This is a genomic window from Bradyrhizobium sp. P3_C3, from assembly GCF_056402655.1.
Genome location: NZ_JBFUGY010000031.1, coordinates 150,024 through 172,680, shown reverse-complemented (window position 1 = coordinate 172,680; position 22,657 = coordinate 150,024). Strand labels below are relative to the sequence as shown.

Here is a 22,657-nt window from a genome sequence, read left to right as displayed (position 1 = left end):
TCCACCTCGAAACGCCCAGTATTCTCAAGAAGGTGCCGCCATGAAAGCCATCCTCTGCTCGCAATATTGCCAGCCCGATGATCTCGTGCTTGCCGACGTGCCGGATCCGGTGGCAGGTCCCGGCGAAGCGGTGATCGCGATCAAGGCGGCGGCGCTGAACTTTTTCGACATCCTGATGATTCAGGGCAAGTACCAGATCAAGCCGCCGTTCCCGTTCTCGCCCGCCGCCGAAGTCGCCGGCGTGATCGAGAGCATCGGTCCCGGCGTGACTGATCTGAAGGTCGGCGATCGCGTCGTCGCGTCTTGCGGCCACAACGGCGCGCGCGAAAAGATCGCGCTGCCGGCGGCATCGATCGTGAAAATTCCCGACAATCTCGACTATGACCGCGCAGCCGGCATCATCATCATCTACGGCACCGCGCTGCATGCGCTCGAAGACCGCGCGAGCCCGAAGCCGGGCGAGACGCTCGCGGTGCTGGGCGCGGCCGGCGGCACCGGCTTGGCCGCCTGCGAGCTCGGCAAGCTGATGGGCCTGAAGGTGATCGCCTGCGCCTCGTCGGACGAGAAACTCGAATTCGCGAAAGCGCATGGCGCCGAGCTGACGCTCAACTACGGCAAGGAAGATCTGAAAGAAGGCCTGCGAAAACTCACCGGCGGCAAGGGCGTCGACATCATCTTCGATCCGGTTGGTGGCGCCTATGCCGAGCAGGCACTGCGCTCGATCGCCTGGGAAGGCCGCTTCCTGGTGATCGGTTTTGCCGCCGGCGACATTCCGAAGATGCCGCTGAACCTCGCGCTGCTGAAGGGCTGCGACATCCGCGGCGTGTTCTGGGGCGCGTGGACCCGACTCAACCCGACCAAGAACCGCGCCAATCTCGAGAAGCTCGTGAAGTGGACCGCGGAAGGAAAGATTTCCTCGCATGTCGACCGCACCTTCCCGCTGGCACAAACCGCCGACGCACTGAAGGTTCTGGCGGGACGCCAGGCCATGGGCAAGGTGATCCTGCATCCGTGATGGTGTGAGCCGCAGCGCTTGCMTGCCACACGCACTCGCCACATATGCGACCGTCGTCGCCCGCCTTCTGCGCAATTGCGTACTGAGGCGGGCGGTCCAGATTTCAGAGACGCCAGAGATTTCAGCCGAGACGCCGCGGCCCACTGGATGCCCCGGGGTCAAAGTCAGCGGAGTCTAGGAAAACCTTCCTCAACCATCACCGCCAAAATCGTGGTGCATTCCTCCGCTCCGCCTCAATCAAACCCAAATATTTCCTAATTCGCGCAAACCGTCGTCGTTTTTTGGGCTGATTCCAACTGCGTTTTACCGGTTCCATTTGCGGGACACTTTGGACAAAAGCAAGAAGACTTAAGCCGAATTGCCCCTGCGTTGCGTTAGTAATGGGGAGCATGACCATGGAGACGACGGCACATCGCCCGTCGAAGGAGTCGAAGGCGTTCGACTCCGATCGAGCCACATCACATCCGCCGACCGCGTCCTTTATCCGTGCGCGCGCCGCGCGGGCCGATCTTTCGCAGGACGATCCAATTCCACTCTTCCTGTCCGATCCGCTCGGTGCGCCGGACCCAGGCGAATATGCGCCCATTGAGGTGCGCTCCAGAATTGTCCCGCGCGTTCTCGCGGCCGTTCTGACGGCATCCACCCTGGCAATTCTGGTCACACTGTATCAGTCCGACTTTCGCGGCCTCTTCCCCGCCAATGCCGTTAGCTGGATGGGCATCGCGCCGGAGCAAGCCATGGCGTCGGCCAACACGCCGGCCATGACGCAGAGCTCGCTGAAGGATTCGGACCGCGCGACCAACACGACGCTGGCGAGCGCCGACACGCAGGTTCTCCCTGCACCGTCAACGCCGAGCCGCGAAGCGATCGCGACCGCCTATCAGACGGCGCTGCAAGCCCAGGTACCCATACCTGCGCCCGCACCCGTCGCGGCGCCGCCGGCGCCCACTCCGCCCGCCAAGACGCTAGCCAAGACGCTCGATGCCGACACGCTGGCAGGGCTGATGACACGCGCGAAGAGCCTGTTGAGGATCGGCGATATTGTTGCAGCCCGCCTGCTGCTCGAGCGCGCGGCCAATGCACAGGATGCAACGGCCGCGTTTCTGCTGGCGCAGACCTATGACCCGGCCGTGCTGGGCACCAGCGACGCGCGGAGCATCGCCGGCGACGCGACCGTCGCGCGTGACTGGTACCAGAAGGCCGCGGCACTCGGATCGGCGGAGGCGCGGCAGCGCCTCGCTCAGCTTCAGAACTAGAACTTTTCAGAGGGTATCATGCGTAACGCTTTGGGAATGGCGGTTGCCGCCATCATGACGATTTGCGCCTTCGCGGCACGCGCCGAGCAGACCGAGTACGATCCGGCCAAGGTCTCGGACGGCCTGAAGGCCATCTTCCAGTTCGGCTCGACCTCGACCAAGCAGTCGCTGAACGCCAATACGGTCACGCTGATCACCGGCACGATCGGCGGCACCTACGTGCAGTTCGGCGCCGACCTCGCCTCCGTGCTCGACGACGGCAACAAGATCCGCGTGCTACCGATCGTCGGCCGCGGCTCGGTGCAGAGCGTCGCCGACATTCTGTTCCTGCAAGGCGTCGATCTCGGCATCGTGCGGGCGGACACGCTCGACTATCTCGAGCGCAAGGGCTTTGCCAAGGACATCAAGAAGCAGTTCACCTATGTGACCAAGCTCTACAATGAAGAGATGCAGGTGATCGCGCCGAAATCGGTCGCGACGCTGAAGGATCTCGAGGGCAAGAAGGTCAGCGTCGATCTGCCCAATGGCGGGACCTTCGTCACCGCGCTGACGGTGTTCGAACGGCTCGGGATCAAGGCGAACTTCGTCTATGTCGAGCAGCGCATCGCGATGGAGAAGCTGAAAGCCGGCGAGATCGACGCCGTCATCGTGGTCGGCGGCAAGCCGTACAAGTCAGTGTCGACCTTCAGCAATGACGGCCGCTTCCACCTCGCGGGGGTCGACTATGCAAAGCCGCTCCAGAGCGACTATCTGCCGGCGACGCTGACCGCCAAGGACTATCCGAACCTGATCAAGGAAGGCGAGAACGTGGACACCATCGCGGTGCCGGCGGTGCTCGCGGCCTACAACTGGGCGCCCAACACCGACCGTTACCGTAAGCTTGCGCTGTTCGTGGATGCGTTCTTCACGAAATTCCCGACCCTGCAGAACCCGCCTTTCCATCCCAAGTGGAAGGAAGTCTCGCTCCCGGCACCTCTGACGGGCTGGAACAGATTGCCGGTGGCGCAGCAATGGCTCGACAAGCACGGCGTCGAACCGGTGACCCGGGAGCGCTTCGAGGCGTTCCTCAAGCAGAACCCCGCGGCCCAGAAGGTGTCCGACGCAGACAGGGAAGCGCTGTTCAAGCAATTCCAGGCGTGGGACGCGGGGAACGCGCGGGCGGAGAAGAAGTAACGAGCGGCATTGCGGCCGATGGTGTCGCAAGCGGCGTCCACACACTCGCTGTCATCGCCCGGCTTGAACCGGGCGATCCAGTACTCCGTGACGTCAGTGATTGAATCGAGAGGCCGCGGCGTACTGGATTCCCCGCCTGCCGCCTACGCTAAAGCTTCGGCTGCCCTGGACCGCAACCCCGGCGAAGCCTTGGCGTAGCCGGGTCGCGGGGAATGACAGCGGTGGACGTGGCCACGGCGTGTCGCCAACAACGCCTACTGCGCCGCCTCCGCACCATCCACCCCGCGCTTCAGCACGGCGCGGGCGGCTTCGCGGTGCTCCGTCGTGATGTGGCTGGCGACCATGCGGATGGCGGTGGCGAGCACGGCGGCGTCATCGGTGAAGCCGAGGATCGGCATCACGTCGGGGACGAAATCGAACGGCAGGATGAAATAGGCGATCGCTCCGAGCAGCGACGCCTGGACATGGCGCGGCGTCTGCCGGTCGAACGCACAGTAATAGGCCGCGAGCAGGTCTTCCGCGAACGGCAATTGCACGGCGACACGCTTCAGCTTGCGCCAGAAACGGCGGCGCACGCTCTCATGATCCTCCGCGAGCCGATCGGCCGGCTCGAAGCCGACGCTGTGTTCGGCAGCCATGTTCGACAAACTCCCCGTTCAGCCAGGGGCGGCAGATGGCCGCATCTCCTGCTGATCACAACATGGGGATGCAGCCGATCCTCGCAAGGTGTCAGGTAGCTGTCAGCTTGGCGATCGTGTTCATCGTCCTGGCGAGCTCGATGTCGAGCTTGGTGACGCCGCCGGCGTCATGGGTCGACAGCACCACCTCCACCGTCTTGTAGACGTTGCGCCATTCGGGGTGGTGATCCATTTTCTCGGCAACCAGCGCCGCGCGGGTCATGAACCCGAACGCCTCGTTGAAATCCTTGAAGACAAAGGTCTTCCCGATGGCGTCGCGGCCCTGAACCTCGGTCCAGCCCGGTATGGCGCCCAGTGCCTGCTTGCGTGCTTCCGGCGTCAGCCGCTCTGCCATGATCGCCTCCATTTTCAGGGGAACTTTACCCTAACACCGTGCATATGGCCCTGGTTCAGACCGGATTTCGTCCATCCGCTAACCATGACGGAGATGTAACCCCGCGGGACAAGAAATTTGCTATGATTACAGGTGTAAATCGCCGGCCAAGATGAAACTGAGCCTCAAGCGCCTGTTTGGGAGATCGATGACCGGGGGATTGGACCTGGCCGAAGCGCCCACCCCGCCTTCGCCGCGATCAGCGGCGCGGAAGACGGCGCTCGTGTCTCTGGCGCTGGTGCTTGCGATCATCGGCGCGCTCGTCGGCGGATACTACTTCGCGATGCGGCCGGTGACGTTGAAGATCGCGGTCGGTCCGGCCAATAGCGACGACCTCAAGGTGGTGCAGGCGCTGACGCAGGCTTTCGCGCAGCACAAGAGCTTTGTGCGGCTACGCCCGATCCAGACCGACGGCGCCACCGCCAGCGCCGATGCGCTCGCGGAAAACAAGGTCGATCTCGCCATCGTGCGCGGCGACGTCGACGTGCCGAAGAACGCGCAAGCCGTTGCGACCCTGCGCAAGAACGTCGTGGTGCTGTGGTCCGTGCCCGGCAAGGGCAAGAAGAAGGGCGCGAAGATCACCAAGATCGCGCAGCTCGCCGGCCATCGCGTCGGGGTGATCGGCCGAACCCAGGCCAACGTCAATTTGCTCAAGGTGATCCTCCAGCAATACGGCGTCGATCCCGCCAAGGTCGAGGTCATACAGTTCCCCGCCAATGAAGCCGCCGAGGCGATCAAGGCCCAGAAGGCCGATGCCTATCTCGCAGCCGGCCCCGTCAACAGCAAGATCACCTCGGATGCGATCGCGGCTTCCGCCAAGGACAGCGGCACGCCGACGTTCCTCGCGATCGATTCCGCGGACGCGATCGCGCAAAACCATCCCGTCTACGAAGCATCGGAGATTCCCGCCGGCACCTATGGCGGCTCGCCCGATCGTCCCGATGACGAGGTCAAGACCATCAGCTTCTCGCACCACATCGTGGCGCGCAAAGGGGTGTCCGATACCACCATCGCGGCATTCACGCGCCAGCTCTTCGCCGTGCGCCAGCAACTGGTGGCGGAATTCCCGATGGCGGCGAAGATCGAGACGCCCGACACCGACAAGGATGCGGTGATCCCCGTGCATCCGGGCGCCGCCGCGTTCGTCGACGGCGAGGAAAAGACCTTCCTCGACAAATACAGCGATTACATCTGGTGGACCCTGATGGCGCTCTCGGCGATGGGCTCGATCGGCGCCTGGTTCGCGGGCTACCTGAAGAAGGACGAGCGCGACAACAACAGCCATTTGCGCGACCGCCTGTTCGACCTGATCGCGGCGGCGCGCAAGAGCGAGACGACCGACGAGCTCGACCAGATGCAAACCGAGGCTGACGAAATCCTGCGCGACACGCTGCGCTGCTTCGATCACGGCGCGATCGAAGAGGGCGGGCTCACCGCCATCAACATCGTGCTCGACCAGTTCCACGCCGCCGTCGCCGACCGCAAGGCCGTGCTGTTTGCCATGCCGCAAAGCCTGCAGCGCGCAGGCGCGCAATTCAGGGCCGCCGGCAACGCGTAAACGCCTGCCGCGTTATTGCTGCGTCATACTGTCTCAGTATAGCTTTCGCTGTCATTCCGGAGCGCGCACAGCGCGAGTCCGGAATCTCGAGATTCCGGGTCCGGTCGTTCGGACCGTCCCGGAATGACGACGCGAGATGCGCACGAGACAAAAAGCGAAGCCGCCATGAACATCAAATTCTCCCGCCGCCGCTTCCTCACCACCAGCGCCGGCGCACTCGGCGCGATCGCGATGCCCCATCTCTCGCGCGCGGCCGACCGGCCGGCGGTTACGCATGGTGTGCAGTCCGGCGACGTCACGGTCGACGGTGGCGTGGTCTGGGCGCGCACTGACCGGCCATCGCAGATGCTGGTCGAGGTGGCTACGACCGAGTCCTTCAGGGATGCCCGCGCGCTGCCGCCGATCGCGGCGCTGCCGGAGAGCGACTTCACCGCGAAGATGCTGATCGAGAACCTGCCGGGCGGACAGGACATCTTCTATCGCGTCCGCTTTCGCGATCTCTCGCATACCGCGATCGAGGGCGAACCAGTGGTCGGCCGCTTCCGCACCGCTCCGGCCGACCGTCGCGACGTCAGCTTCGTCTGGGGCGGCGACGTCGCAGGGCAGGGCTGGGGCATCAATCCCGATGATGGCGGCATGTTCACCTTCTCCGCGATGCGCAAGCATCGCCCGGATTTCTTCCTGCATTCCGGCGACACGATCTATGCCGACGGTCCGATCGAATCCGAGGTGAAGCTCGCCGACGGCAAGACCTGGAGGAACGTCACCATCCCCGAGAAGGCCAAGGTCGCCGAGACGCTGGACGAGTACCGCGCCGCGCACAAATACAATCTCACCGACGACAACGTCCGCGCCTTCAATGCCGAAGTGCCGATCTTCGTGCAGTGGGACGACCATGAAGTGACCAACAACTGGTCGCTGTCGAAGGAGTTGCCGGCGTCCTACAAGGTGCGCGACATCTCCCTGCTGGCAGCCCGCGCCGGCCGCGCCTTTCACGAGATGTATCCGATGCGGGAGAGCATCGTTGAGCCGGGCCGCGTCTATCGCCAGATCTCCTACGGCCCGCATCTCGACGTGTTCATGCTCGACGAGCGCAGCTATCGCGGCCCGAACGGCGCCAATCTCGAAACCGCTTACGGGCCCGCCAGCTACTTCCTCGGCCCGGACCAGATCGCCTGGCTCAAGCGCGGCCTCCTCAACTCGCGCGCCACATGGAAAGTCATCGCCTCCGACATGCCGCTCAGCCTCGTCGTCTCGGACACGCCGAAGGGCGGATCGGAAGCCATTGCGCAGGGCGACGGCCCGGTACGCGGCCGCGAGTTCGAGATCGCCGACATCCTGCGCTTCATCAAGATGGCGCCGATCAACAACACGGTCTGGCTGACCGCGGACGTGCACTACGCCGCCGCGCATTATTACGATCCGAACAAGGCGCAATTCCAGGAGTTCGAGCCGTTCTGGGAATTCGTCTCGGGCCCGCTGCATGCGGGCACCTTTGGTCCAAATGAGCTCGACAACACCTTTGGGCCCGAGGTGCGTTTCGTCAAAGCGCCGGGCAAGGACAACCAGAACCTGCCGCCGTCCGCAGGCATGCAGTTCTTCGGTCACGTCAAGATCGACGGCGCATCCGGCCAGATGACGGTGACCTTGCGCGACCGCGCCGACGTCGCGCTGTGGTCGACCACGCTCGATCCGAAATCTGCCTGAAGCCGGGAGAACGCCGACGGGCGATCAGGCGCCGCCCGAGCGCAGCGCGGCCTCCAGCGCTTCGCTCGAACACGGCTTTTGCAGCCGCGGCCGCGTCTTGAATTCGGGAGCGATCCGATCCTCGGCGCCGTAGCCCGTCACGAAGACGAAGGGAATCTGCGCAGCCGCCAGCCGGTCGGCGACGGCAAAGCTTTTCTCGCGGCCGAGCTCGACGTCGAGTAGCGCGAAATCCGGCGCGCGCGCTGCGATCGCCGCCAGCGCCTGCGCCACCGACCCCACGGTGCGCACGCTGCTCACGCCAAATCCGAGCAGGCGATCCTCGAAATCGATCGCAATGATCGGATCGTCCTCAACGATCAGAACATCGGAAGGCATGCCGGCGGAGTCGTCCGGGTGAGCAGGTATCATGATGGTGGACATCGAGGGCTGCATGTTCTTACCGATCAAGGACAGCCTCATCCCGACGCCTACGCCCAGCGCATCGGAGGGTTCCCGGAACGAAACTCACCACAGAACAGTTTTCACGTCTGTCCACTTGTGCACACAGCCCATGATCGGACCTCGCTAGTGTTGAAAGGAGAGCAGGGGATTTACGATGGACGCGCGTATCAGCAAGACAACCGAAGTCGACAGCCGGCCGGCCAACAATCTGCTGCGACGCTTGAGTCCGGCTGACTACGCGCTGCTAGCACCGCACGTCACCCTGGACACCGCCGGGGCCAACGAGCTGCTCTACAGTCCCGGCGACGATGTCCAGGTCGTGCACTTCCCCTGCGGGCCGTCGCTTGCGACATTTCTCGTTCCCAATGAGGACGGCCGCGACGTCGAGACCATCCTGGTCGGCCGCGAAGGCGCAGTGGGCGGCATCGTCAGCGAGGGATTTTTGCCGGCCTATACCCGCATCTGCGTGAAATTCGGCGGACCATTCGCGCGCATTCACGTCGCCAAGCTGGACGCTGCCAAGATGCGCTCGGCCTCGCTGCGCAACATTTTCGCCCGCTATGCCGACTGCATGCTGGCGCAGATGTTCCAGTCCACCGCCTGCAACGCCATCCACTCCATCGAACAGCGTACGGCCAAGTGGATCATCGCGGCGATGGAGCGGACCGGCGACGAGAGCAGCGTGCCGCTGACACATGAGCAGCTCGCGACGCTGCTCGGGGTCGGCCGCAGCTATGCGAGCCGCGTGCTCCAGTCGTTCAAGGCTGAGGGCGTGCTCGATACAAGACGCGGCGCGATCCTGGTCCGCAATCTCGACGGCTTGCGCCTGCGCGCCTGCCTGTGCAACGACGCGGTGAAGATGCACTTCGAGGAGGTGCTGCGCGGGGTCTATCCGACCGAGGAGACCAGCCCCGGCTCGGCGCAGGGCTGATCGAGGCCTCGTCCCCGAGCAAAGGCCGGTTTGGTGCTGGATTTACCCTAACCCCCGGAGATTCCCGGACAAAATTCAGTCAACCAACCGGCAAAGAACACATTGTTTTTTGGCGGTTTTTGCATATATTGCGCCGCAACGCGTAGGGTGCCGGGTCGAGATGGCCGGGCGGCCCTTTTTGGGCGGAAAGCGCCCGTTTCCAGTCTTCCAGCGTTGTTTCGAGAAGAGGTCCCGGTCCGACCGGCGAGATCGCGCTTAACCCATTGTCCGACCGCAAAGAAGCTCACTCATGAACCTCCGTAACGTCGCCATCATCGCCCACGTCGACCACGGCAAGACGACCCTGGTCGACAAACTCCTCCAGCAATCCGGTACGTTCCGCGAGAACCAGAAGGTGACGGATCGCGCCATGGACTCCAACGATCTGGAGCGTGAGCGCGGCATCACCATCCTGGCCAAGGCGGCCTCGGTGCAGTGGAAGGACACCCGCGTCAACATCGTCGACACCCCCGGCCACGCCGATTTCGGTGGTGAGGTCGAGCGCATCCTGAACATGGTGGACGGCGCCCTGGTGTTGGTCGACGCCGCCGAAGGTCCGCTGCCGCAGACCAAATTCGTGGTCTCCAAGGCGCTCAAGGTCGGCCTCAAGCCGATCGTCGTCATCAACAAGGTCGACCGCCCCGACGCGCGCCCGACCGAAGTCATCAACGAGGTGTTCGACCTGTTCGCGGCGCTCGACGCCAGCGAGGAGCAGCTCGACTTCCCGATCCTCTATGGGTCGGCGAAGCAGGGCTGGATGGCCGAAAGCCCCGAGGGTCCGCAGGACAAGGGCATGGAGCCGCTGTTCGACCTGATCCTGCGCCACGTCGCACCGCCGACGGTCGAGGAAGGTCCGTTCAAGATGATCGGCACCATCCTGGAGGCCAACCCCTATCTCGGCCGCATCATCACCGGCCGCATCTCGTCCGGCGTTCTCAAGCCGAACCAGCAGGTCAAGGTGCTGCATGCCGACGGCAAGCTGGTCGAGTCCGGGCGCATCACCAAGATCCTGGCATTCCGCGGTCTCGAGCGCACGCCGCTCGATGAAGCTGAAGCCGGCGACATCGTCGCCATTGCCGGCCTGACCAAGGGCACCGTCGCCGACACCTTCTGCGATCCGACCGTCGAGGTGCCGCTGCCGGCGCAGCCGATCGACCCGCCGACCGTGTCGATGTCGTTCATCGTCAACAACTCCCCGCTCGCCGGCACTGAAGGCGACAAGGTGACGAGCCGCATGATCCGCGACCGTCTGCTGCGCGAAGCCGAGGGTAACGTCGCGTTGCGCGTCGTCGAGGCCACCGACAAGGATGCGATGGAAGTGTCCGGCCGCGGCGAATTGCAGCTCGCGATCCTGATCGAGACCATGCGCCGCGAAGGCTTCGAGCTCTCGGTGTCGCGCCCGCGCGTCGTGTACCAGAAGGACGAAGCGACCGGCGCCACCATGGAGCCGATCGAGGAAGTCGTGATCGACGTCGACGAGGAGCATTCCGGCGTCGTCGTGCAGAAGATGAGCGAGCGCAAGTCCGAGCTGGTCGAGATGAAGCCGTCCGGCGGCAACCGCCTGCGACTGGTGTTCTACGCGCCGACCCGCGGCCTGATCGGCTACCAGGGCGAACTGCTCACCGACACCCGCGGCACCGCGATCATGAACCGCCTGTTCCACGGCTATGCCCCGTACAAGGGCGAGATTCAGGGCCGCCGCAACGGCGTCCTGATCTCCAACGACCAGGGCGAAGCGGTGGCCTACGCCATGTTCAAGCTGGAAGACCGCGGCCCGATGATGATCGAGCCGGGCTGGAAGGTCTACAAGGGCATGATCGTCGGCGAGCACACCCGCGACAACGATCTCGAGATCAACGTGCTCAAGGGGAAGCAGCTCACCAACATCCGCACGACGTCCAAGGACGAAGCGGTGCGCCTGACCCCGCCGATCCGCATGACGCTGGAAAAGGCGCTCGCCTATATCGAGGACGACGAGCTCGTCGAGGTCACCCCGAAGTCGATCCGCCTGCGCAAGAAGCATCTCGACCCGAACGAGCGCAAGCGCGCGGAAAAGTCCAAGGAAGCGGTGGCGTAAGGCCACTCCACACCGTAGTGCCGTAGGGTGGGCCAAGCGTAGCGGGCCCACCACTTGAAATCCCGGTCGGCAATGGTGGGCACGGCGCAAGAGCGCCTTTGCCCACCCTACGAAAGTGGATCACTCGCCCAGTGCGCAATCGCGCACAAGGCGGGTGATGACACCTCACTTTGTGGTGGCTTCAGCGCACCCAGCGAACGTGCTAGAGCCCGCTGATGACCTCCCTGCCCTCCTCCGTCAACGTCGCGATCATCGGCGCCGGCGCAGCCGGCCTCGGCGCGGCGCATGCGCTGGCTGGCTCCGGCCTCTCCGTGATCGTGCTGGAGGCGCGCGACCGGATTGGCGGACGCGCCTGGACCGTGCAGGCCTCGCCTGAGGTGACCTTCGACGTCGGCTGCGGCTGGCTGCACTCGGCCGACAAGAATTCCTTCGTCGGAATCGCCAAGCAGCTCGGTTTCGAGCTCAACAAGGACCTGCCGCCCTGGCGCGAGCGCGCCTTCGGCAACGCGTTTCCGCAGGCCGAGCGCGACGATTTCATGCGCGCGATGGACGCATTCTACGAGCGGCTGTGGCAGGCGGCGCAAAAGGGCAAGGACGAGCCCGCAAGCCTGAGCCTCGATCCGGGCAATCGCTGGAATCCCATGATCGACGCGGTCTCGACCTACATCAATGGCTGCGAACTGAAGGACATGTCGACACTCGACTGGGACGCCTATGAGGACAGCGACCTCAATTGGCGCGTCCGCCGTGGCTATGGCGCACTGATCGCGGCCTATGGCGCCCCCTGCCCGGTGGCCCTGGGCTGCAATGTCACGCTGATCGATCGTTCCAGCCAGCGCCTCCGCATCGAGACATCGCAGGGTACGCTGACCGCCGACAAGGTGATCGTCACCGTTCCGACCAATCTCATCGCCGATGAGGCGATCCGCTTCTCACCGCCGCTGCCCGCCAAGGTCGATGCGGCAGCCGGCCTGCCGCTCGGCGTCGACGACAAGGTGACGCTGGCGCTCGACGATGCAGAAACCTTCCCGAAAGAGGGCAATCTGCGCGGCGCCACCATGCGCACCGAGATGGGCACCTATCACATCCGCCCGTTCGGACAGCCCTGCATCGAAGGCTTTTTCGGCGGCAGCTTCGCCCGCGAGCTGGAACACGCCGGCGACGGCGCCATCGCCGCGCACAGCATCGACGAGATCGCAGGCTTCCTCGGCAACGACATCAGGCGAAAGCTCAAGCCGCTCTACGAGTCGCGCTGGGCCCACGACCCTTTCGCGAGAGGATCGTATTCACACGCGCTGCCAGGGCATGCTGGTGACCGGGCCGTGCTGGCGGCGCCGGTGGATGGGCGGCTGTTCTTCGCGGGGGAAGCGACGTCGCCAAGCTTCTTCACGACGGCGCATGGAGCCAGGGACAGCGGGGAGCGCGCGGCGAAGGAGCTAAGGAGCAGCTCTAATCGACGTGAAACGCCTGCTTCAAAATCTTAAGCAGTTCCAGTCCAGAGCTGCGATCTAGCTGAATGGACTGACTCTTCTTCTCCGGCATTTCGCGTGACTTACGACCATAGGTATCGATTTGCAGGAAGCTTCGCCCATCGCGCTCGAATATCGAGTAGCGCGCTTCGATTTCATCGTGGATTGAATTCCGCTCCATAGAGCGTTCTAAAAACTTCCTAATCATTGCCATTTTTTGGGGCCTCCCTGTTCGATCACCCTTGCCCGTAAGTCCACGTCCGGAACGAAGCAGGCGTCATACTTCCCGAAGATGCGATAGCGGTTGCGCGCGATGAGGCTGTAGACTGGATCCCGCAGCGACTTTGGCACGGCAAACAACGCGCGCACCCAACCCCATCCCGGCAGATGCGACAGCACGGTCAGCCCGGCGTCGGACTTCATAAAGACCTCTCCGTCATGAACCACGGCATTGGTGTCGGGATCGTCAGGATCGATGCCAAACGCACGTGCAAGCCGCGCCCCGTAATCCGACTGGATCGGCGTGAAGCGAAACCGCCTCGCCGTGTCGCGCCTGGCGACGAAGCGGACCCAGCGCGAGCAGAAGATGCAGACGCCGTCGAACAGGATCACGTCATCGTCGGGCCATTTGCTCATCAGTCTCTCTATCTTACGCGTTTTCTTCACGCGAACCGGGATCCACTTCGCTCGAAAACGCTAGCGATTATCCAGCATCATAAGCGCGACCAGCATCAGCACGATGGCCGGCCCTGTCTTCACCAGCGCGCCGAGCGGCTCGATCCAGAGGTCGGGCGTGAGGATCGCCGCACCAAACATATACCCAAGCGAAGCGAAGATACCTGCGACCAAACCGATCGCCGCGGTGCGGCGGAAGGCGATCAGCGCGCCGATGTTCATGTCCATCAGGCTGGTGCCGATGGTGATGGGATCGACCAGCGCGGGCGGGAAGTTGTGCGCACTCAAAATCCCGGCGGCGGCGCGGTAGGAGACGAACAGCGCGATGAAGCCGGAGACGACCCAGAACGCAATGAGGCTGGCGAAGATCAGCGCCTTGATCAGGAATAGTCGCGCGAACCATTTGTCCTGGATGGTGGCGGGATGGCGCCCGATCGTATCAGTCAACGTCCTCGGCGCGATGCCCGTGGCGGCGATCCAGGCGGAGGGATCGCCGGTCACGCCGCGGCGCAGCTCGGCGATGGCGGTGGAGCGCATCGGCGGCATCCAGCCGAGATAATTGGCGAGATCGCCGATCTGCGCGCCGAGATCGAGCATGAAGGATGGCATCACGAGGCGCGGCCAGCCGGCCGTGCCGAAGGCGTGGCGGAACTGTTTGATGACGCCGGCCATGGTGACTGCCTCGGCCTGCATCAGGTCCCACGTCACGGCTTTGACTGAGGCGTCGTCGATATCGCGCGCGGCGAGCCAGGCGATGGTGGCCGAAATGTCCTCGACTGCGACGGACTGGAATGGCGTCGACATCTCCTTCTGCGGCAGATCGAGCGGGAAGGCGGCGAGCGCACGCAGCATCGCGCTGCCGCCATAGGCTGATGGTGCGACGACGAAGCCGGGCCGCAGGACAGCGTGGGGAATGCCGGAGGCTGCAACCAGGCGTTCGGCTGCGCGCTTGGTCGTCGCGAAGGCGGTGCGATCCGCCTCCGCCGTCCCGGGGATCGAGATGTGCACCAGCCGGATCGCGCGGCCGCTGTCGGCGATCGCCTGAAGCAGACGCGCGACGAAATCGCGATGCACTGCGCCGGTGTCGCTGCCGGGACCGTCCTGGAGCACACCGAGACAGTTCACGACGACGTCGACGGCGTGCTCGCTGAAGAGGCGCATCAGCGCGGCTGCACCGAGCGACAAGATCGGCTGCCCGATGTCCAGCGCGCTCATCTTCTGCGCGGGCGACAGGCTGCGCGCGACGCCGACCACGCGAAATCCCCGCACGCGCAGATCGTCGGTGACGAAGCGCCCGATCAGGCCGGAGGCGCCGAGCACCAAAACGGTTTGCTGGGTCATCGCATCTCTCAAAACGGTTTCGCGATCATCAGCCACAGGATCAACATCGTCGCGCCGAAGCCGGGGAAACCGAACGCGAACCAGCGGCGGTAGAGCACGAAGTAGCGTTCAGGCAGAGCGCCGCGCTGCTCGGCCGCCTTGCGCGCGAGATCGCGTATCTCGATCTGCATGAAGACGACGGGGACCCAGAACAGGCCCGCAAAGACGTAGAGCCCAAGCGAGGCCAGCAGCCAGCGTTCCGTGATCGGCATGGCCGAAAGCATCATCAGCACGCCGCCCGTCACCGGCTGGAGGATCACGGCCGACAGCGTGAAGATCGCGTCCGCAATCACCACCACCGAAGCGGTGCGCGCGATGAATTCGGCGTCGTTCGTGCGATGCGCCATCAGCATGAAGAAGGCGATGCCGGTGCCGGTGCCGAGAATGACGATGGCGCCCAGCACATGGAGGTATTTGACCAGGAGATACAGCGTCATGGCTTCTTGGCCGCCGCCGGTTTGGACTGGTTCAGCGCAAGCCCGAGCTCGCGGCTGGCGGCTTTGACGCCGGCTTCGCTCTCGATCATCCAATGCCCTTCGCTGCCGACGACCGGCAATGTGCGGAAGTCCACCCTGCCGCCTCCGCCGCGAAACGCATCCGCCAATTGCCGCGAGAACGCCGGCGCGAAATAGCTGTCATTGGTCGCCACGAGCCATGTGACGGGAATGCGCGCCGCCTTGCCGAACTCGGCCGCCGCGGCGAGAAGCGTCTGCGGCGCGCAGATCCGGTTCGGTTCATCATTGGCGTGGCCACCGCGCCCCGGCGCAAACGCGATGATCGCGGAGATCGCGTTCGGATCGGCGTTCGCGAGCGCCAACGCCCCCCAACCGCCGGCCGAATGGCCGAGCACGACGACCGAGTCTTGACGAACGAAATCCTGCTTTCGCAAAAAATCCAGCGTGAGCAAAATTTCGGCGGCCGTCGCGCGGCCCGAACGCGCGTAATCCGCCTCGTCGCAGCCGCCCTGGTCCTCGACATAGCGGCCGCCGGTCGCACCATGGCCGAGCCGCTCCGGCACCAGCACGGCGAAGCCGTGCGCGACGAGAAACGCGACCAGCGCGCGGTATTCAGGCTGCGGCATTTGCGCCCGGCGCAGCACATTTTGCGTCGAGGCATGTGCGATCACCGCAAGCCGGAACGGACCGGCGCCGACGGGGCGAAACAGCAGCGCATGCGCGGCAATGTCTTTATCCGGCGATGGCACGCGCCATTGTTGCCGGCGAAACGGCTCGCCCTCCTCACCCGATGACCCAAACGTGACCTGTGCGCACAGAGGCGACGCCATCAGCAAGGGCAGCAGAGGCAGGAGGGCGAAGATGTTGAAGAGGCGCATGAATCGCCGCAGGCGAACACGGACAGCAACGGATCTGCAGGAACGAATCATTTTCGGCGGACTTTTTGCGTTGCCATCGCGGTTCATTGGTTGCCGCAGGGCAGTTTTGCACCGGCAATGGCAGGCCGGTGCCGTTCGAGATGGCATCTTGTCTTCTTTCGGTACGACATGGTTAAAATACTGATGCACAAAATCCACACATTAACCGATAATTAACGATAGGTCTTGCCGCCGGCGCGGCGACTTGGTTTGATCGTCTCCATGAGCACAACCCTGATCGAGGTCCGGCCGGCCAAAGCTGCAGATGCAACTGCGGTGGCGTCCACCCATGACGAAGCCTGGCGCTCCGCCTATCAGGGCATCATTCCCGGCGGCGAGCTGGAAAAGCTGATCAACCGCCGCGGTCCGCAGTGGTGGGACAGTGCGATTCGCAAAGGCAGCCGCGTCAGCGTGCTCGTGTTCGGCGACAAGATCGCCGGCTATGCCAATTACGGCCGCAACCGCGCCCGCAGCCTGCACTTCGACGGCGAGATCTACGAGCTCTATCTGCGTCCGGAATTCCAGGGTCTCGGCTTCGGCCGCCGCCTGTTCACCGCAGCCCGCCGCGACCTGATGCAGAGCGGCCTGAAGAGCATGGTCGTGTGGGCGCTCTCGGACAACGATCCGGCGACCGAGTTCTACCGCGCCTTGGGCGGCCGCATGGTGGCGCGCTCCTCCGAGCGTTTCGGGCCGAAGTCGCTCGACAAGGTTGCCTTCGCTTGGACCAATTGAGCTGCTGAAAGTCTAGCCGGCAGCGCTTCCCATCCGTCGATACCGTTGCCTTTTGAGCCGGTAGTCGCTGGATTCATTATTTCACAAAAACACGATGGATTGGCGCGCCAAGCCCGCGTATGACAGCGCCAAAATCGCTGCCGGGCGCGATTTAACCTCGGCAACAACGGAGCCTTGAATGCGTATCGATGCGGTCTCGATCGGAAAAAACGTACCCCACGACGTCAACGTCATCATCGAAGTCCCCGTGGGCGGCGAACCGATCAAATACGAGATGGACAAGGAAGCCGGCACGCTCGTTGTCGACCGCTTCCTCTACACGCCGATGCGTTACCCCGGTAACTACGGCTTCATCCCGCACACGCTGTCCGATGATGGCGATCCCTGCGACGTGCTGATCATCAACACCCGCGCCATCATCCCCGGCGCCGTCATGAGCGTGCGCCCGGTCGGCGTGCTGTTCATGGAAGACGAAGCCGGCGGCGACGAGAAGATTCTCGCGGTGCCGTCGTCGAAGCTGACGCAGCGCTACGACAAGGTGAAGTCGTACTCCGACCTGCCCGACATCACGCTGCAGCAGATCCAGCACTTCTTCGAGCACTACAAGGATCTCGAGAAGGGCAAGTGGGTGAAGATTCTGCGCTGGGGCGGCCCGGAAGACGCGCAGAAGCTGATCCTCGAAGGCATCGAGCGCGAGAAGAAAAAGAAGGCGTGAGATTGCGTGTCCCGGACGCGGTGCATCACGAAGTGATGCGCTGCGCAGCGTCCGGGGCGCGAGACCTGGAGTTAAACCGCCGGCTTCGGCAGCCCGGCGATCGCGCAAGCCGCGCGCAGCGTATTCACCAGCAGGCAGGCGACCGTCATCTGGCCAACACCACCCGGCACCGGCGTGATCGCGCCGGCAACGGCGAGTGCTTCCTGATAGGCGACATCGCCGACGAGACGCGTCTTGCCGTCGTCCTTCGGGATGCGGTTGATGCCGATGTCGATCACGGTCGCGCCCGGCTTGAGCCAGTCGCCGTGCACCATCTCGGGCTTGCCGACCGCGGCATAAACGAGGTCGGCGCGCTTCACGAGTCCGGGCAGATCGCGCGAGCGCGAATGCGCGATGGTCACCGTGGCATTCTCGTTGAGCAGCAATTGCACCAGCGGACGGCCGACCAGATTGGAGCGGCCGATGACGATGGCATTCATGCCTTCGAGCGAGGCGTGGACGCTCTTGGTCAGGATGATCGAGCCGAGCGGCGTGCAAGGCGACAGCGCTTCAAAGCCGCCGGCGAGCCGGCCGGCATTGTTCGGATGCAGGCCGTCGACATCCTTGGCGGGATCGATGGCGTTGATGACGGCCTCGGTGTTCAGGCCCTTCGGCAGCGGCAGCTGCACCAGAATGCCGTGCACGGCCGGATCGCGGTTGAGCTTGGCGACGACGGCCAGCAGATCGGCCTGCGACACGTCGGCCGGCAGCTTGTGCTCGAACGAGGCCATGCCGGCCGCCTGGGTCTGGGTGTGCTTGGAGCGGACATAGACCTCGCTGGCGGGGTCGTTGCCGACCAGAACCACCGCGAGGCCCGGCACCAGATTGTGCTCGCGCTTGACGCGGGCAACCTCGTCAGCGACGCGCGCGCGGAGTTCCGCAGCGATGACTTTTCCATCGATGATCTTGGCCGTCATGTCAGTTCCCTTGGTCTGTCGGTTTGGCGTCTGCCGATCTGGCTTGGGCGAGCTTGCGCAGGGCTTCGCCGAGTCGCGCCGGATCGCCGTCGACCGCGATCTGCTTCAGCCGCGAGGTGGCACCGGATAGCAGCTTTACACTGGCCTTGGGGACGCCGAGCGATTTCGCCAATAGCACCAGAACGGCCTTGTTGGCCTCGCCGCCATCGGCGATCGCGCGCACCCGCACCTTGAGCACGCTGCGGCCGTCGGCCAATTGCTCGATCCCGTCGATGTCGTCGCGGCCGCCGCGCGGCGTCACCCGCAGCGCGATGCTGATTCCTGCGACCGAATAGCGCCAGGGTTCCTTGAAGGCCTCTTTCGCAACCAAGGCGCTCCCGCCTGCTTAGATCACGTTCGGGTAGATGTAATACAGGATCACCCGCTCGATGAACATGATGAGCAGGATCAGGATGATCGGCGAGATATCGAGGCCGCCGAGACTGGGCAGGAAATTGCGAATCGGCGCCAGCACCGGCTCGGTGATCCGGTACAGGAACTCCGCCACCGCCGAAACGAACTGGTTGCGGGTGTTCACGACGTTGAAAGCGATCAGCCAGGACAGGATCGCGGAGGCGATCAGCAGCCAGACGTAGAGGTCGAGCACGATGATGACGATGTCGAGAACGGCACGCATTGAAGACTCTGGCTTTCGGTCGGGATTGACGCTTTTTGCTAGATATCGGTTCCCCCCGGCCCAAACAAGGGAAGTCGGTGCCGGGGATGGTTAAAACCGGGTCACACCCGTCCTTGACTTGACCTTGGCGGGGACTTAAATGGCGCCCGGTTGTCGGCCGCATTCACCAGAGCGGCCGCCAAACGGGGCCATAGCTCAGCTGGGAGAGCGCGTCGTTCGCAATGACGAGGTCGGCGGTTCGATCCCGCCTGGCTCCACCAGCCTTCGCTCGCTTCGCGAGCTACGGCTAGGCAAGCCAGCCGAGCTCCCTCGTAGCGAAGCGAGCGAAGGCTGTCCCGCCATAGCCCGAAGGGCGACGGCGGACCCCATCCACCATCACTGACATTCGCGAGCTACCGCTAAGGCAAGCCAGCCAGGCTCCCCCGTAGCGAAGTGAGCGAAGGCTGCCACGCCATAGCCCGCAGGGCGACGGCGGGCTTCATCCGGAAACCTCTCCCCCTACCCCCCCGTAAACCTCGGCGGCCGCTTCTCCATGAAGCTCGCGACCCCCTCCCGGAAATCGCTGCCGTTCAGCGCGACCATCATCTCGCGGTTGGCCTCGATCGTCGCCTCCGCCAGGGTCTGGAACGGCACCTCGTAGAGCTGGCGCTTGATCACGGCCATCGCGCTCGGGGAAACCATGTCGGCGAGGTCGCGCGCATAGGCGTAGGTCTCCTCGCGCAGCTTCTCGGGCGAGCAGAGCCGGTTCACCAGGCCGATCCGCAGCGCCTCGTCGCTCGACACGCGCCGGGCCGAGAGCAGCAGATCCATCGCGTTGGCGTGGCCGACGATGCGCGGCAGCATCCAGGACATGCCATGCTCGGCGATCAGGCCACGCCGCGCAAAGGCCGTGGTGAAGACGGTATTGTCGGCGGCAAAGCGCAGGTCGCAATAAAGCGCGTGCACGAGGCCGATGCCGGCGGTCGCGCCGTTGAGCATGGCGATGACGGGCTTTCCGATCGACGGATAGAAGCCGTAGCGCGTCTGCCAGTCCGGCCGGCGGTTCATGTCGAAGGGCGGCAGGTTCGAGGCACGCCTGACGTCGTTGGGGTCGAGCCCCTTCAGCGCATCCATGTCGGCGCCGGCGCAGAAGGCGCGGCCCGCGCCGGTGAGCACGATGACGCGGACATCGTCATCCGCGCTCGATGCTTCCATTGCGTGACGCACGTCGCGCTCCATCGTCGGCGTCCACGCATTCATGCGATCAGGGCGGTTGAGCGTAATGGTCGCGACCTTGTCGCTCACCTCATACAGAATGTGTTCGTAGGCCATGACGCTCTCCCTGTGTCTGCCGGCACGCGTTCGCGCGCGCTCGTTAGGAACGAGCCTAGCATATCCAACGGTGAGGCAAGAGCTTGTGCCAAGGCCTTGCGCGAAGGCCTTGCGCAGAGGCGCGATCACTCGGCGGCTTGCGCCAGCACCCGCCGGCGCGCCAGCCAGCCGTCGATGAAATGATCGAGCCAGGCCCGCTCCGCAACGTCGTAGACGGCACGGTCCCCGAAATGATGATGCCGCTCGCGCGCGCCAGGCGCGCTGAGGCCGTCATAGCCGCGCGTGGTCCAGCAATGCATCATCGCGCAGGTCACGTCAGGATGAAACTGCACCCCGAAAGCATTGCCGGTGCGGAACGCCTGGATCGGAAAATCATCGCCTTCCGCAAGCAGCTCAGCGCCGACGGGCAGTTCAAATCCTTCGCGATGCCAGTGATAGACCTGCGCCGGCCAATTCGGGCAGAGCGCGTGGCCCGCGGCGGTCGGGCGGATCGGATAGTAGCCGATCTGGGTCAGCGCCTCCGCATGCGGCGCGACGCGGGCCCCCAACTGCATCGCCAGCATCTGCGCGCCGAGGCAGATGCCGAGGAACGGTCGCTGTTCGCGGAGCGGAATTTCGATCCAGTCGATCTCGCGACGGATGTAGTCGTCGGAATCGTTTGCGCTCATCGGACCGCCGAAAAAAACAGCGCCGGCATGCTGATCGAGCGTATCGGGCAGGGGATCGCCGAAGCGCGGTCGGCGAATGTCGAGGCGATGGCCGAGCGCGCGCAGCGCATTGCCGACGCGGCCGGGCGTCGAGGATTCCTGATGCAGGATGATCAGAACCGGCAACCGGGCTTCGGAGGCGGCGGCGCTCGGCGTCCTTCTGGGGAAGGGCACCAATTCTGCGCCACCAAACCTGTCCGTCCGGAACGACATGGCCTCTGCGAGTGCTATCGGTTCAGACCGCCAGCATAGCTAAGCGGTAGTTAACATCGTGTGAGTTCGCGCACACACGTCCCGATATTGAAGCAAGCTCCGGGCCACTACGGAGCTTTGAGCTTTCTTCAAAGCGATTTCGAGCGAAGTGGATACCGGTTCGCGTCAAGAAAACGCGTCAAAACAAGAAATCAGTGCCTCTGCCTCTGGAACCGGCTGGTGGCGGACAGGATGAAGCCGCGCGGGAAGAAACGCAGCGCGAACGGCACGATCTTGATGCCGAGACCAGGCAGCACTGCCCGCTTGTTGGCCATCAGGCCTCGATAGGCTTGTTGCGCGACATCGGCGGCAGACACGTTGAGAAGAGTTGTGTCATGCCCGGACCCGACGCCGGCGCGCGCCTGGAATTCGGTGGGCACCGGACCCGGGCAAAGTACGGTGACGCGAACGCCGCGCGGCGCGAGCTCCGCCCGCAGGGCCTCGGTGAGGGAAATCACATAGGCCTTGGACGCGTAGTACACGGCCATGCCGGGGCCGGGCAGAAAGCCCGCGACCGATCCGACATTGAGAAGACCGCCCTTGTTCCTGATCAGCTGATCGGCAAAGCGCAGCGACAGATCCGTCAGAGCCCGGACGTTGACATCGACGATGCCGACCTGTTCGACGCGGTCGCGCTCGATCGCATCGCCGAACACGCCGAAGCCGGCATTGTTGACGAGATGGTCGAGCTCGACACCTTCGGCGGCGAGCGCGGCGGCGATTTTGTCACCCGCATCTGCCTCCTGCAGGTCGCAGGCGATCACGATCGGCTTCTTGCCGCCCTTGGCGGCGAGCTCGTTCGCAAGCGCCTCCAGCCGGTCCGCCCGTCGCGCCGTCAGCGCGAGGCGATGCCCGTTGGCGGCGAACACACGCGCCAGCTCCGTGCCGATGCCCGCCGACGCACCGGTGATCAATGTTACCCGCTCAGTCACGATCGAAGTCTCTTGAATTGAAGTTTTTTGGCCCCGCAATGGCGGAACGAGAGCATAGGCCGAGCGCGACAGGCAAGCGTCACCGGCAGCATGGCTGCTTGAGCGGGCAACAGGGAAGCAGGAAAACCACGGATTTTACGGGGAAATCCGGGCCGGGCTGGCCGACGGGTGTATATTAAAGTTTCGTCATGTGGTCAGCACAACCGCCGATA

At 64.2% G+C, this 22,657-nt stretch carries 24 protein-coding genes and 1 tRNA gene; 11 read left to right on the top strand and 14 right to left on the bottom strand.

Features of this window, described 5'->3' with window-relative positions:
• Window positions 1-40 precede the first annotated feature (40 nt).
• The 3 genes from AC1DW2_RS30090 to AC1DW2_RS30080 all read left to right on the top strand — a co-directional run bounded on the left by AC1DW2_RS30090 (window position 41) and on the right by AC1DW2_RS30080 (window position 3,444).
• The gene (locus AC1DW2_RS30090) at window positions 41-1,015 is read left to right on the top strand and encodes an NADPH:quinone oxidoreductase family protein (protein ID WP_259260191.1); all 975 of its coding nucleotides are present in this window, start codon (window positions 41-43) and stop codon (window positions 1,013-1,015) included.
• 395 nt (window positions 1,016-1,410) lie between these two features.
• The gene (locus AC1DW2_RS30085) at window positions 1,411-2,271 is read left to right on the top strand and encodes a hypothetical protein (RefSeq protein ID WP_477007808.1); all 861 of its coding nucleotides are present in this window, start codon (window positions 1,411-1,413) and stop codon (window positions 2,269-2,271) included.
• 18 nt (window positions 2,272-2,289) lie between these two features.
• Entirely contained in the window at window positions 2,290-3,444 is a 1,155-nt protein-coding gene (locus tag AC1DW2_RS30080) for a TAXI family TRAP transporter solute-binding subunit (RefSeq protein WP_028152802.1), read from the top strand.
• Between the two features lie 254 nt (window positions 3,445-3,698).
• On the opposite strand, the gene AC1DW2_RS30075 is transcribed toward AC1DW2_RS30080, so the two are convergent.
• On the bottom strand, window positions 3,699-4,082 hold the full coding sequence (locus AC1DW2_RS30075) for a YkvA family protein (RefSeq protein ID WP_166105110.1): 384 nt from the start codon (window positions 4,080-4,082) through the stop codon (window positions 3,699-3,701).
• Window positions 4,083-4,173: 91 nt separating this feature from the next.
• Entirely contained in the window at window positions 4,174-4,476 is a 303-nt protein-coding gene (locus AC1DW2_RS30070) for a 4a-hydroxytetrahydrobiopterin dehydratase (RefSeq protein WP_028152804.1), read from the bottom strand.
• Window positions 4,477-4,627: 151 nt separating this feature from the next.
• On the opposite strand from AC1DW2_RS30070, the gene AC1DW2_RS30065 reads away from it, so the two are divergent.
• Window positions 4,628-6,073, top strand: coding sequence for a TAXI family TRAP transporter solute-binding subunit (locus AC1DW2_RS30065; RefSeq protein WP_085402976.1), 1,446 nt, complete (start codon window positions 4,628-4,630; stop codon window positions 6,071-6,073).
• Between the two features lie 165 nt (window positions 6,074-6,238).
• Window positions 6,239-7,780, top strand: coding sequence for an alkaline phosphatase D family protein (locus AC1DW2_RS30060; protein ID WP_477007807.1), 1,542 nt, complete (start codon window positions 6,239-6,241; stop codon window positions 7,778-7,780).
• Window positions 7,781-7,804: 24 nt separating this feature from the next.
• Here the strand turns inward: AC1DW2_RS30060 and AC1DW2_RS30055 are convergent, their stop codons facing one another.
• Entirely contained in the window at window positions 7,805-8,239 is a 435-nt protein-coding gene (locus AC1DW2_RS30055; RefSeq protein WP_477007806.1) for a response regulator, read from the bottom strand.
• Between the two features lie 136 nt (window positions 8,240-8,375).
• Between AC1DW2_RS30055 and AC1DW2_RS30050 the strand changes: the two genes are divergently transcribed.
• The 3 genes from AC1DW2_RS30050 to AC1DW2_RS30040 all read left to right on the top strand — a co-directional run bounded on the left by AC1DW2_RS30050 (window position 8,376) and on the right by AC1DW2_RS30040 (window position 12,752).
• Window positions 8,376-9,152 (top strand): Crp/Fnr family transcriptional regulator, encoded by a 777-nt coding sequence (locus AC1DW2_RS30050; RefSeq protein WP_477007805.1) that lies wholly within the window; start codon window positions 8,376-8,378, stop codon window positions 9,150-9,152.
• Window positions 9,153-9,441: 289 nt separating this feature from the next.
• A complete protein-coding gene (gene typA, locus AC1DW2_RS30045; RefSeq protein WP_071908699.1) occupies window positions 9,442-11,268 on the top strand; it encodes a translational GTPase TypA in 1,827 nt (608 codons plus the stop codon).
• A gap of 215 nt (window positions 11,269-11,483) precedes the next feature.
• The gene (locus AC1DW2_RS30040) at window positions 11,484-12,752 is read left to right on the top strand and encodes a flavin monoamine oxidase family protein (RefSeq protein ID WP_477007804.1); all 1,269 of its coding nucleotides are present in this window, start codon (window positions 11,484-11,486) and stop codon (window positions 12,750-12,752) included.
• Here the strand turns inward: AC1DW2_RS30040 and AC1DW2_RS30035 are convergent.
• Genes AC1DW2_RS30035 through AC1DW2_RS30015 form a run of 5 tightly spaced genes read right to left on the bottom strand, consistent with a single transcriptional unit; the run spans window position 12,718 to window position 16,125 of the window.
• Window positions 12,718-12,951, bottom strand: coding sequence for a methionyl-tRNA formyltransferase (locus tag AC1DW2_RS30035; RefSeq protein WP_354178839.1), 234 nt, complete (start codon window positions 12,949-12,951; stop codon window positions 12,718-12,720). The genes AC1DW2_RS30040 and AC1DW2_RS30035 overlap by 35 nt on opposite strands.
• Complete coding sequence (locus AC1DW2_RS30030; protein ID WP_477007803.1) at window positions 12,942-13,373, bottom strand: thiol-disulfide oxidoreductase DCC family protein; 432 nt, start codon at window positions 13,371-13,373, stop codon at window positions 12,942-12,944. Before AC1DW2_RS30030 ends, AC1DW2_RS30035 begins: the two co-directional genes overlap by 10 nt.
• A 60-nt stretch (window positions 13,374-13,433) precedes the next feature.
• Window positions 13,434-14,753: an SDR family oxidoreductase gene (locus AC1DW2_RS30025; RefSeq protein ID WP_477007802.1), complete on the bottom strand. Its 1,320-nt coding sequence runs from the start codon at window positions 14,751-14,753 to the stop codon at window positions 13,434-13,436.
• A gap of 8 nt (window positions 14,754-14,761) precedes the next feature.
• Window positions 14,762-15,229 (bottom strand): DUF2269 family protein, encoded by a 468-nt coding sequence (locus AC1DW2_RS30020; protein WP_441498094.1) that lies wholly within the window; start codon window positions 15,227-15,229, stop codon window positions 14,762-14,764.
• Entirely contained in the window at window positions 15,226-16,125 is a 900-nt protein-coding gene (locus AC1DW2_RS30015) for a dienelactone hydrolase family protein (protein ID WP_135214094.1), read from the bottom strand. Before AC1DW2_RS30015 ends, AC1DW2_RS30020 begins: the two co-directional genes overlap by 4 nt.
• 261 nt (window positions 16,126-16,386) lie before the next feature.
• Here AC1DW2_RS30015 and AC1DW2_RS30010 point away from each other — a divergent pair, with 261 nt between their 5' ends.
• Together AC1DW2_RS30010 and ppa are read left to right on the top strand one after the other, a co-directional pair.
• Window positions 16,387-16,896: a GNAT family N-acetyltransferase gene (locus AC1DW2_RS30010; RefSeq protein ID WP_014490714.1), complete on the top strand. Its 510-nt coding sequence runs from the start codon at window positions 16,387-16,389 to the stop codon at window positions 16,894-16,896.
• Window positions 16,897-17,074: 178 nt separating this feature from the next.
• Complete coding sequence (gene ppa / locus AC1DW2_RS30005) at window positions 17,075-17,611, top strand: inorganic diphosphatase (RefSeq protein ID WP_014490715.1); 537 nt, start codon at window positions 17,075-17,077, stop codon at window positions 17,609-17,611.
• 71 nt (window positions 17,612-17,682) lie between these two features.
• Here ppa and folD read toward each other — a convergent pair whose 3' ends face one another.
• Genes folD through AC1DW2_RS29990 form a run of 3 tightly spaced genes read right to left on the bottom strand, consistent with a single transcriptional unit; the run spans window position 17,683 to window position 19,243 of the window.
• The gene (gene folD / locus AC1DW2_RS30000) at window positions 17,683-18,567 is read right to left on the bottom strand and encodes a bifunctional methylenetetrahydrofolate dehydrogenase/methenyltetrahydrofolate cyclohydrolase FolD (protein ID WP_135213911.1); all 885 of its coding nucleotides are present in this window, start codon (window positions 18,565-18,567) and stop codon (window positions 17,683-17,685) included.
• A gap of 1 nt (window position 18,568) precedes the next feature.
• Window positions 18,569-18,937: a DUF167 domain-containing protein gene (locus AC1DW2_RS29995; protein ID WP_063980343.1), complete on the bottom strand. Its 369-nt coding sequence runs from the start codon at window positions 18,935-18,937 to the stop codon at window positions 18,569-18,571.
• Window positions 18,938-18,952: 15 nt separating this feature from the next.
• Window positions 18,953-19,243: a YggT family protein gene (locus tag AC1DW2_RS29990; protein ID WP_007598721.1), complete on the bottom strand. Its 291-nt coding sequence runs from the start codon at window positions 19,241-19,243 to the stop codon at window positions 18,953-18,955.
• Between the two features lie 184 nt (window positions 19,244-19,427).
• Here AC1DW2_RS29990 and AC1DW2_RS29985 point away from each other — a divergent pair.
• Window positions 19,428-19,503 (top strand) — tRNA-Ala (locus tag AC1DW2_RS29985).
• Between the two features lie 238 nt (window positions 19,504-19,741).
• Here AC1DW2_RS29985 and AC1DW2_RS29980 read toward each other — a convergent pair.
• The 3 genes from AC1DW2_RS29980 to AC1DW2_RS29970 all read right to left on the bottom strand — a co-directional run bounded on the left by AC1DW2_RS29980 (window position 19,742) and on the right by AC1DW2_RS29970 (window position 22,445).
• Window positions 19,742-20,554 carry an enoyl-CoA hydratase gene (locus tag AC1DW2_RS29980; RefSeq protein WP_441498092.1) on the bottom strand — a complete coding sequence of 271 codons (813 nt, stop codon included), beginning with the start codon at window positions 20,552-20,554 and terminating at the stop codon, window positions 19,742-19,744.
• Between the two features lie 125 nt (window positions 20,555-20,679).
• A complete protein-coding gene (locus tag AC1DW2_RS29975; protein WP_135213913.1) occupies window positions 20,680-21,474 on the bottom strand; it encodes a glutamine amidotransferase in 795 nt (264 codons plus the stop codon).
• 191 nt (window positions 21,475-21,665) lie between these two features.
• Window positions 21,666-22,445, bottom strand: a complete 780-nt coding sequence (locus AC1DW2_RS29970) for an SDR family NAD(P)-dependent oxidoreductase (protein WP_208083868.1) — start codon at window positions 22,443-22,445, stop codon at window positions 21,666-21,668.
• Between the last annotated feature and the right edge of the window lie 212 nt (window positions 22,446-22,657).

Coding starts and splice junctions, on each gene's coding strand:
- AC1DW2_RS30090 (WP_259260191.1), top strand. CDS start 41: ATGAAAGCCATCCTCTGCTCGCAATATTGCCAGCCCGATGATCTCGTG.
- AC1DW2_RS30085 (WP_477007808.1), top strand. CDS start 1,411: ATGGAGACGACGGCACATCGCCCGTCGAAGGAGTCGAAGGCGTTCGAC.
- AC1DW2_RS30080 (WP_028152802.1), top strand. CDS start 2,290: ATGCGTAACGCTTTGGGAATGGCGGTTGCCGCCATCATGACGATTTGC.
- AC1DW2_RS30075 (WP_166105110.1), bottom strand. CDS start 4,082: ATGGCTGCCGAACACAGCGTCGGCTTCGAGCCGGCCGATCGGCTCGCG.
- AC1DW2_RS30070 (WP_028152804.1), bottom strand. CDS start 4,476: ATGGCAGAGCGGCTGACGCCGGAAGCACGCAAGCAGGCACTGGGCGCC.
- AC1DW2_RS30065 (WP_085402976.1), top strand. CDS start 4,628: ATGAAACTGAGCCTCAAGCGCCTGTTTGGGAGATCGATGACCGGGGGA.
- AC1DW2_RS30060 (WP_477007807.1), top strand. CDS start 6,239: ATGAACATCAAATTCTCCCGCCGCCGCTTCCTCACCACCAGCGCCGGC.
- AC1DW2_RS30055 (WP_477007806.1), bottom strand. CDS start 8,239: ATGAGGCTGTCCTTGATCGGTAAGAACATGCAGCCCTCGATGTCCACC.
- AC1DW2_RS30050 (WP_477007805.1), top strand. CDS start 8,376: ATGGACGCGCGTATCAGCAAGACAACCGAAGTCGACAGCCGGCCGGCC.
- typA (WP_071908699.1), top strand. CDS start 9,442: ATGAACCTCCGTAACGTCGCCATCATCGCCCACGTCGACCACGGCAAG.
- AC1DW2_RS30040 (WP_477007804.1), top strand. CDS start 11,484: ATGACCTCCCTGCCCTCCTCCGTCAACGTCGCGATCATCGGCGCCGGC.
- AC1DW2_RS30035 (WP_354178839.1), bottom strand. CDS start 12,951: ATGGCAATGATTAGGAAGTTTTTAGAACGCTCTATGGAGCGGAATTCA.
- AC1DW2_RS30030 (WP_477007803.1), bottom strand. CDS start 13,373: ATGAGCAAATGGCCCGACGATGACGTGATCCTGTTCGACGGCGTCTGC.
- AC1DW2_RS30025 (WP_477007802.1), bottom strand. CDS start 14,753: ATGACCCAGCAAACCGTTTTGGTGCTCGGCGCCTCCGGCCTGATCGGG.
- AC1DW2_RS30020 (WP_441498094.1), bottom strand. CDS start 15,229: ATGACGCTGTATCTCCTGGTCAAATACCTCCATGTGCTGGGCGCCATC.
- AC1DW2_RS30015 (WP_135214094.1), bottom strand. CDS start 16,125: ATGCGCCTCTTCAACATCTTCGCCCTCCTGCCTCTGCTGCCCTTGCTG.
- AC1DW2_RS30010 (WP_014490714.1), top strand. CDS start 16,387: ATGAGCACAACCCTGATCGAGGTCCGGCCGGCCAAAGCTGCAGATGCA.
- ppa (WP_014490715.1), top strand. CDS start 17,075: ATGCGTATCGATGCGGTCTCGATCGGAAAAAACGTACCCCACGACGTC.
- folD (WP_135213911.1), bottom strand. CDS start 18,567: ATGACGGCCAAGATCATCGATGGAAAAGTCATCGCTGCGGAACTCCGC.
- AC1DW2_RS29990 (WP_007598721.1), bottom strand. CDS start 19,243: ATGCGTGCCGTTCTCGACATCGTCATCATCGTGCTCGACCTCTACGTC.
- AC1DW2_RS29980 (WP_441498092.1), bottom strand. CDS start 20,554: ATGGCCTACGAACACATTCTGTATGAGGTGAGCGACAAGGTCGCGACC.
- AC1DW2_RS29975 (WP_135213913.1), bottom strand. CDS start 21,474: ATGTCGTTCCGGACGGACAGGTTTGGTGGCGCAGAATTGGTGCCCTTC.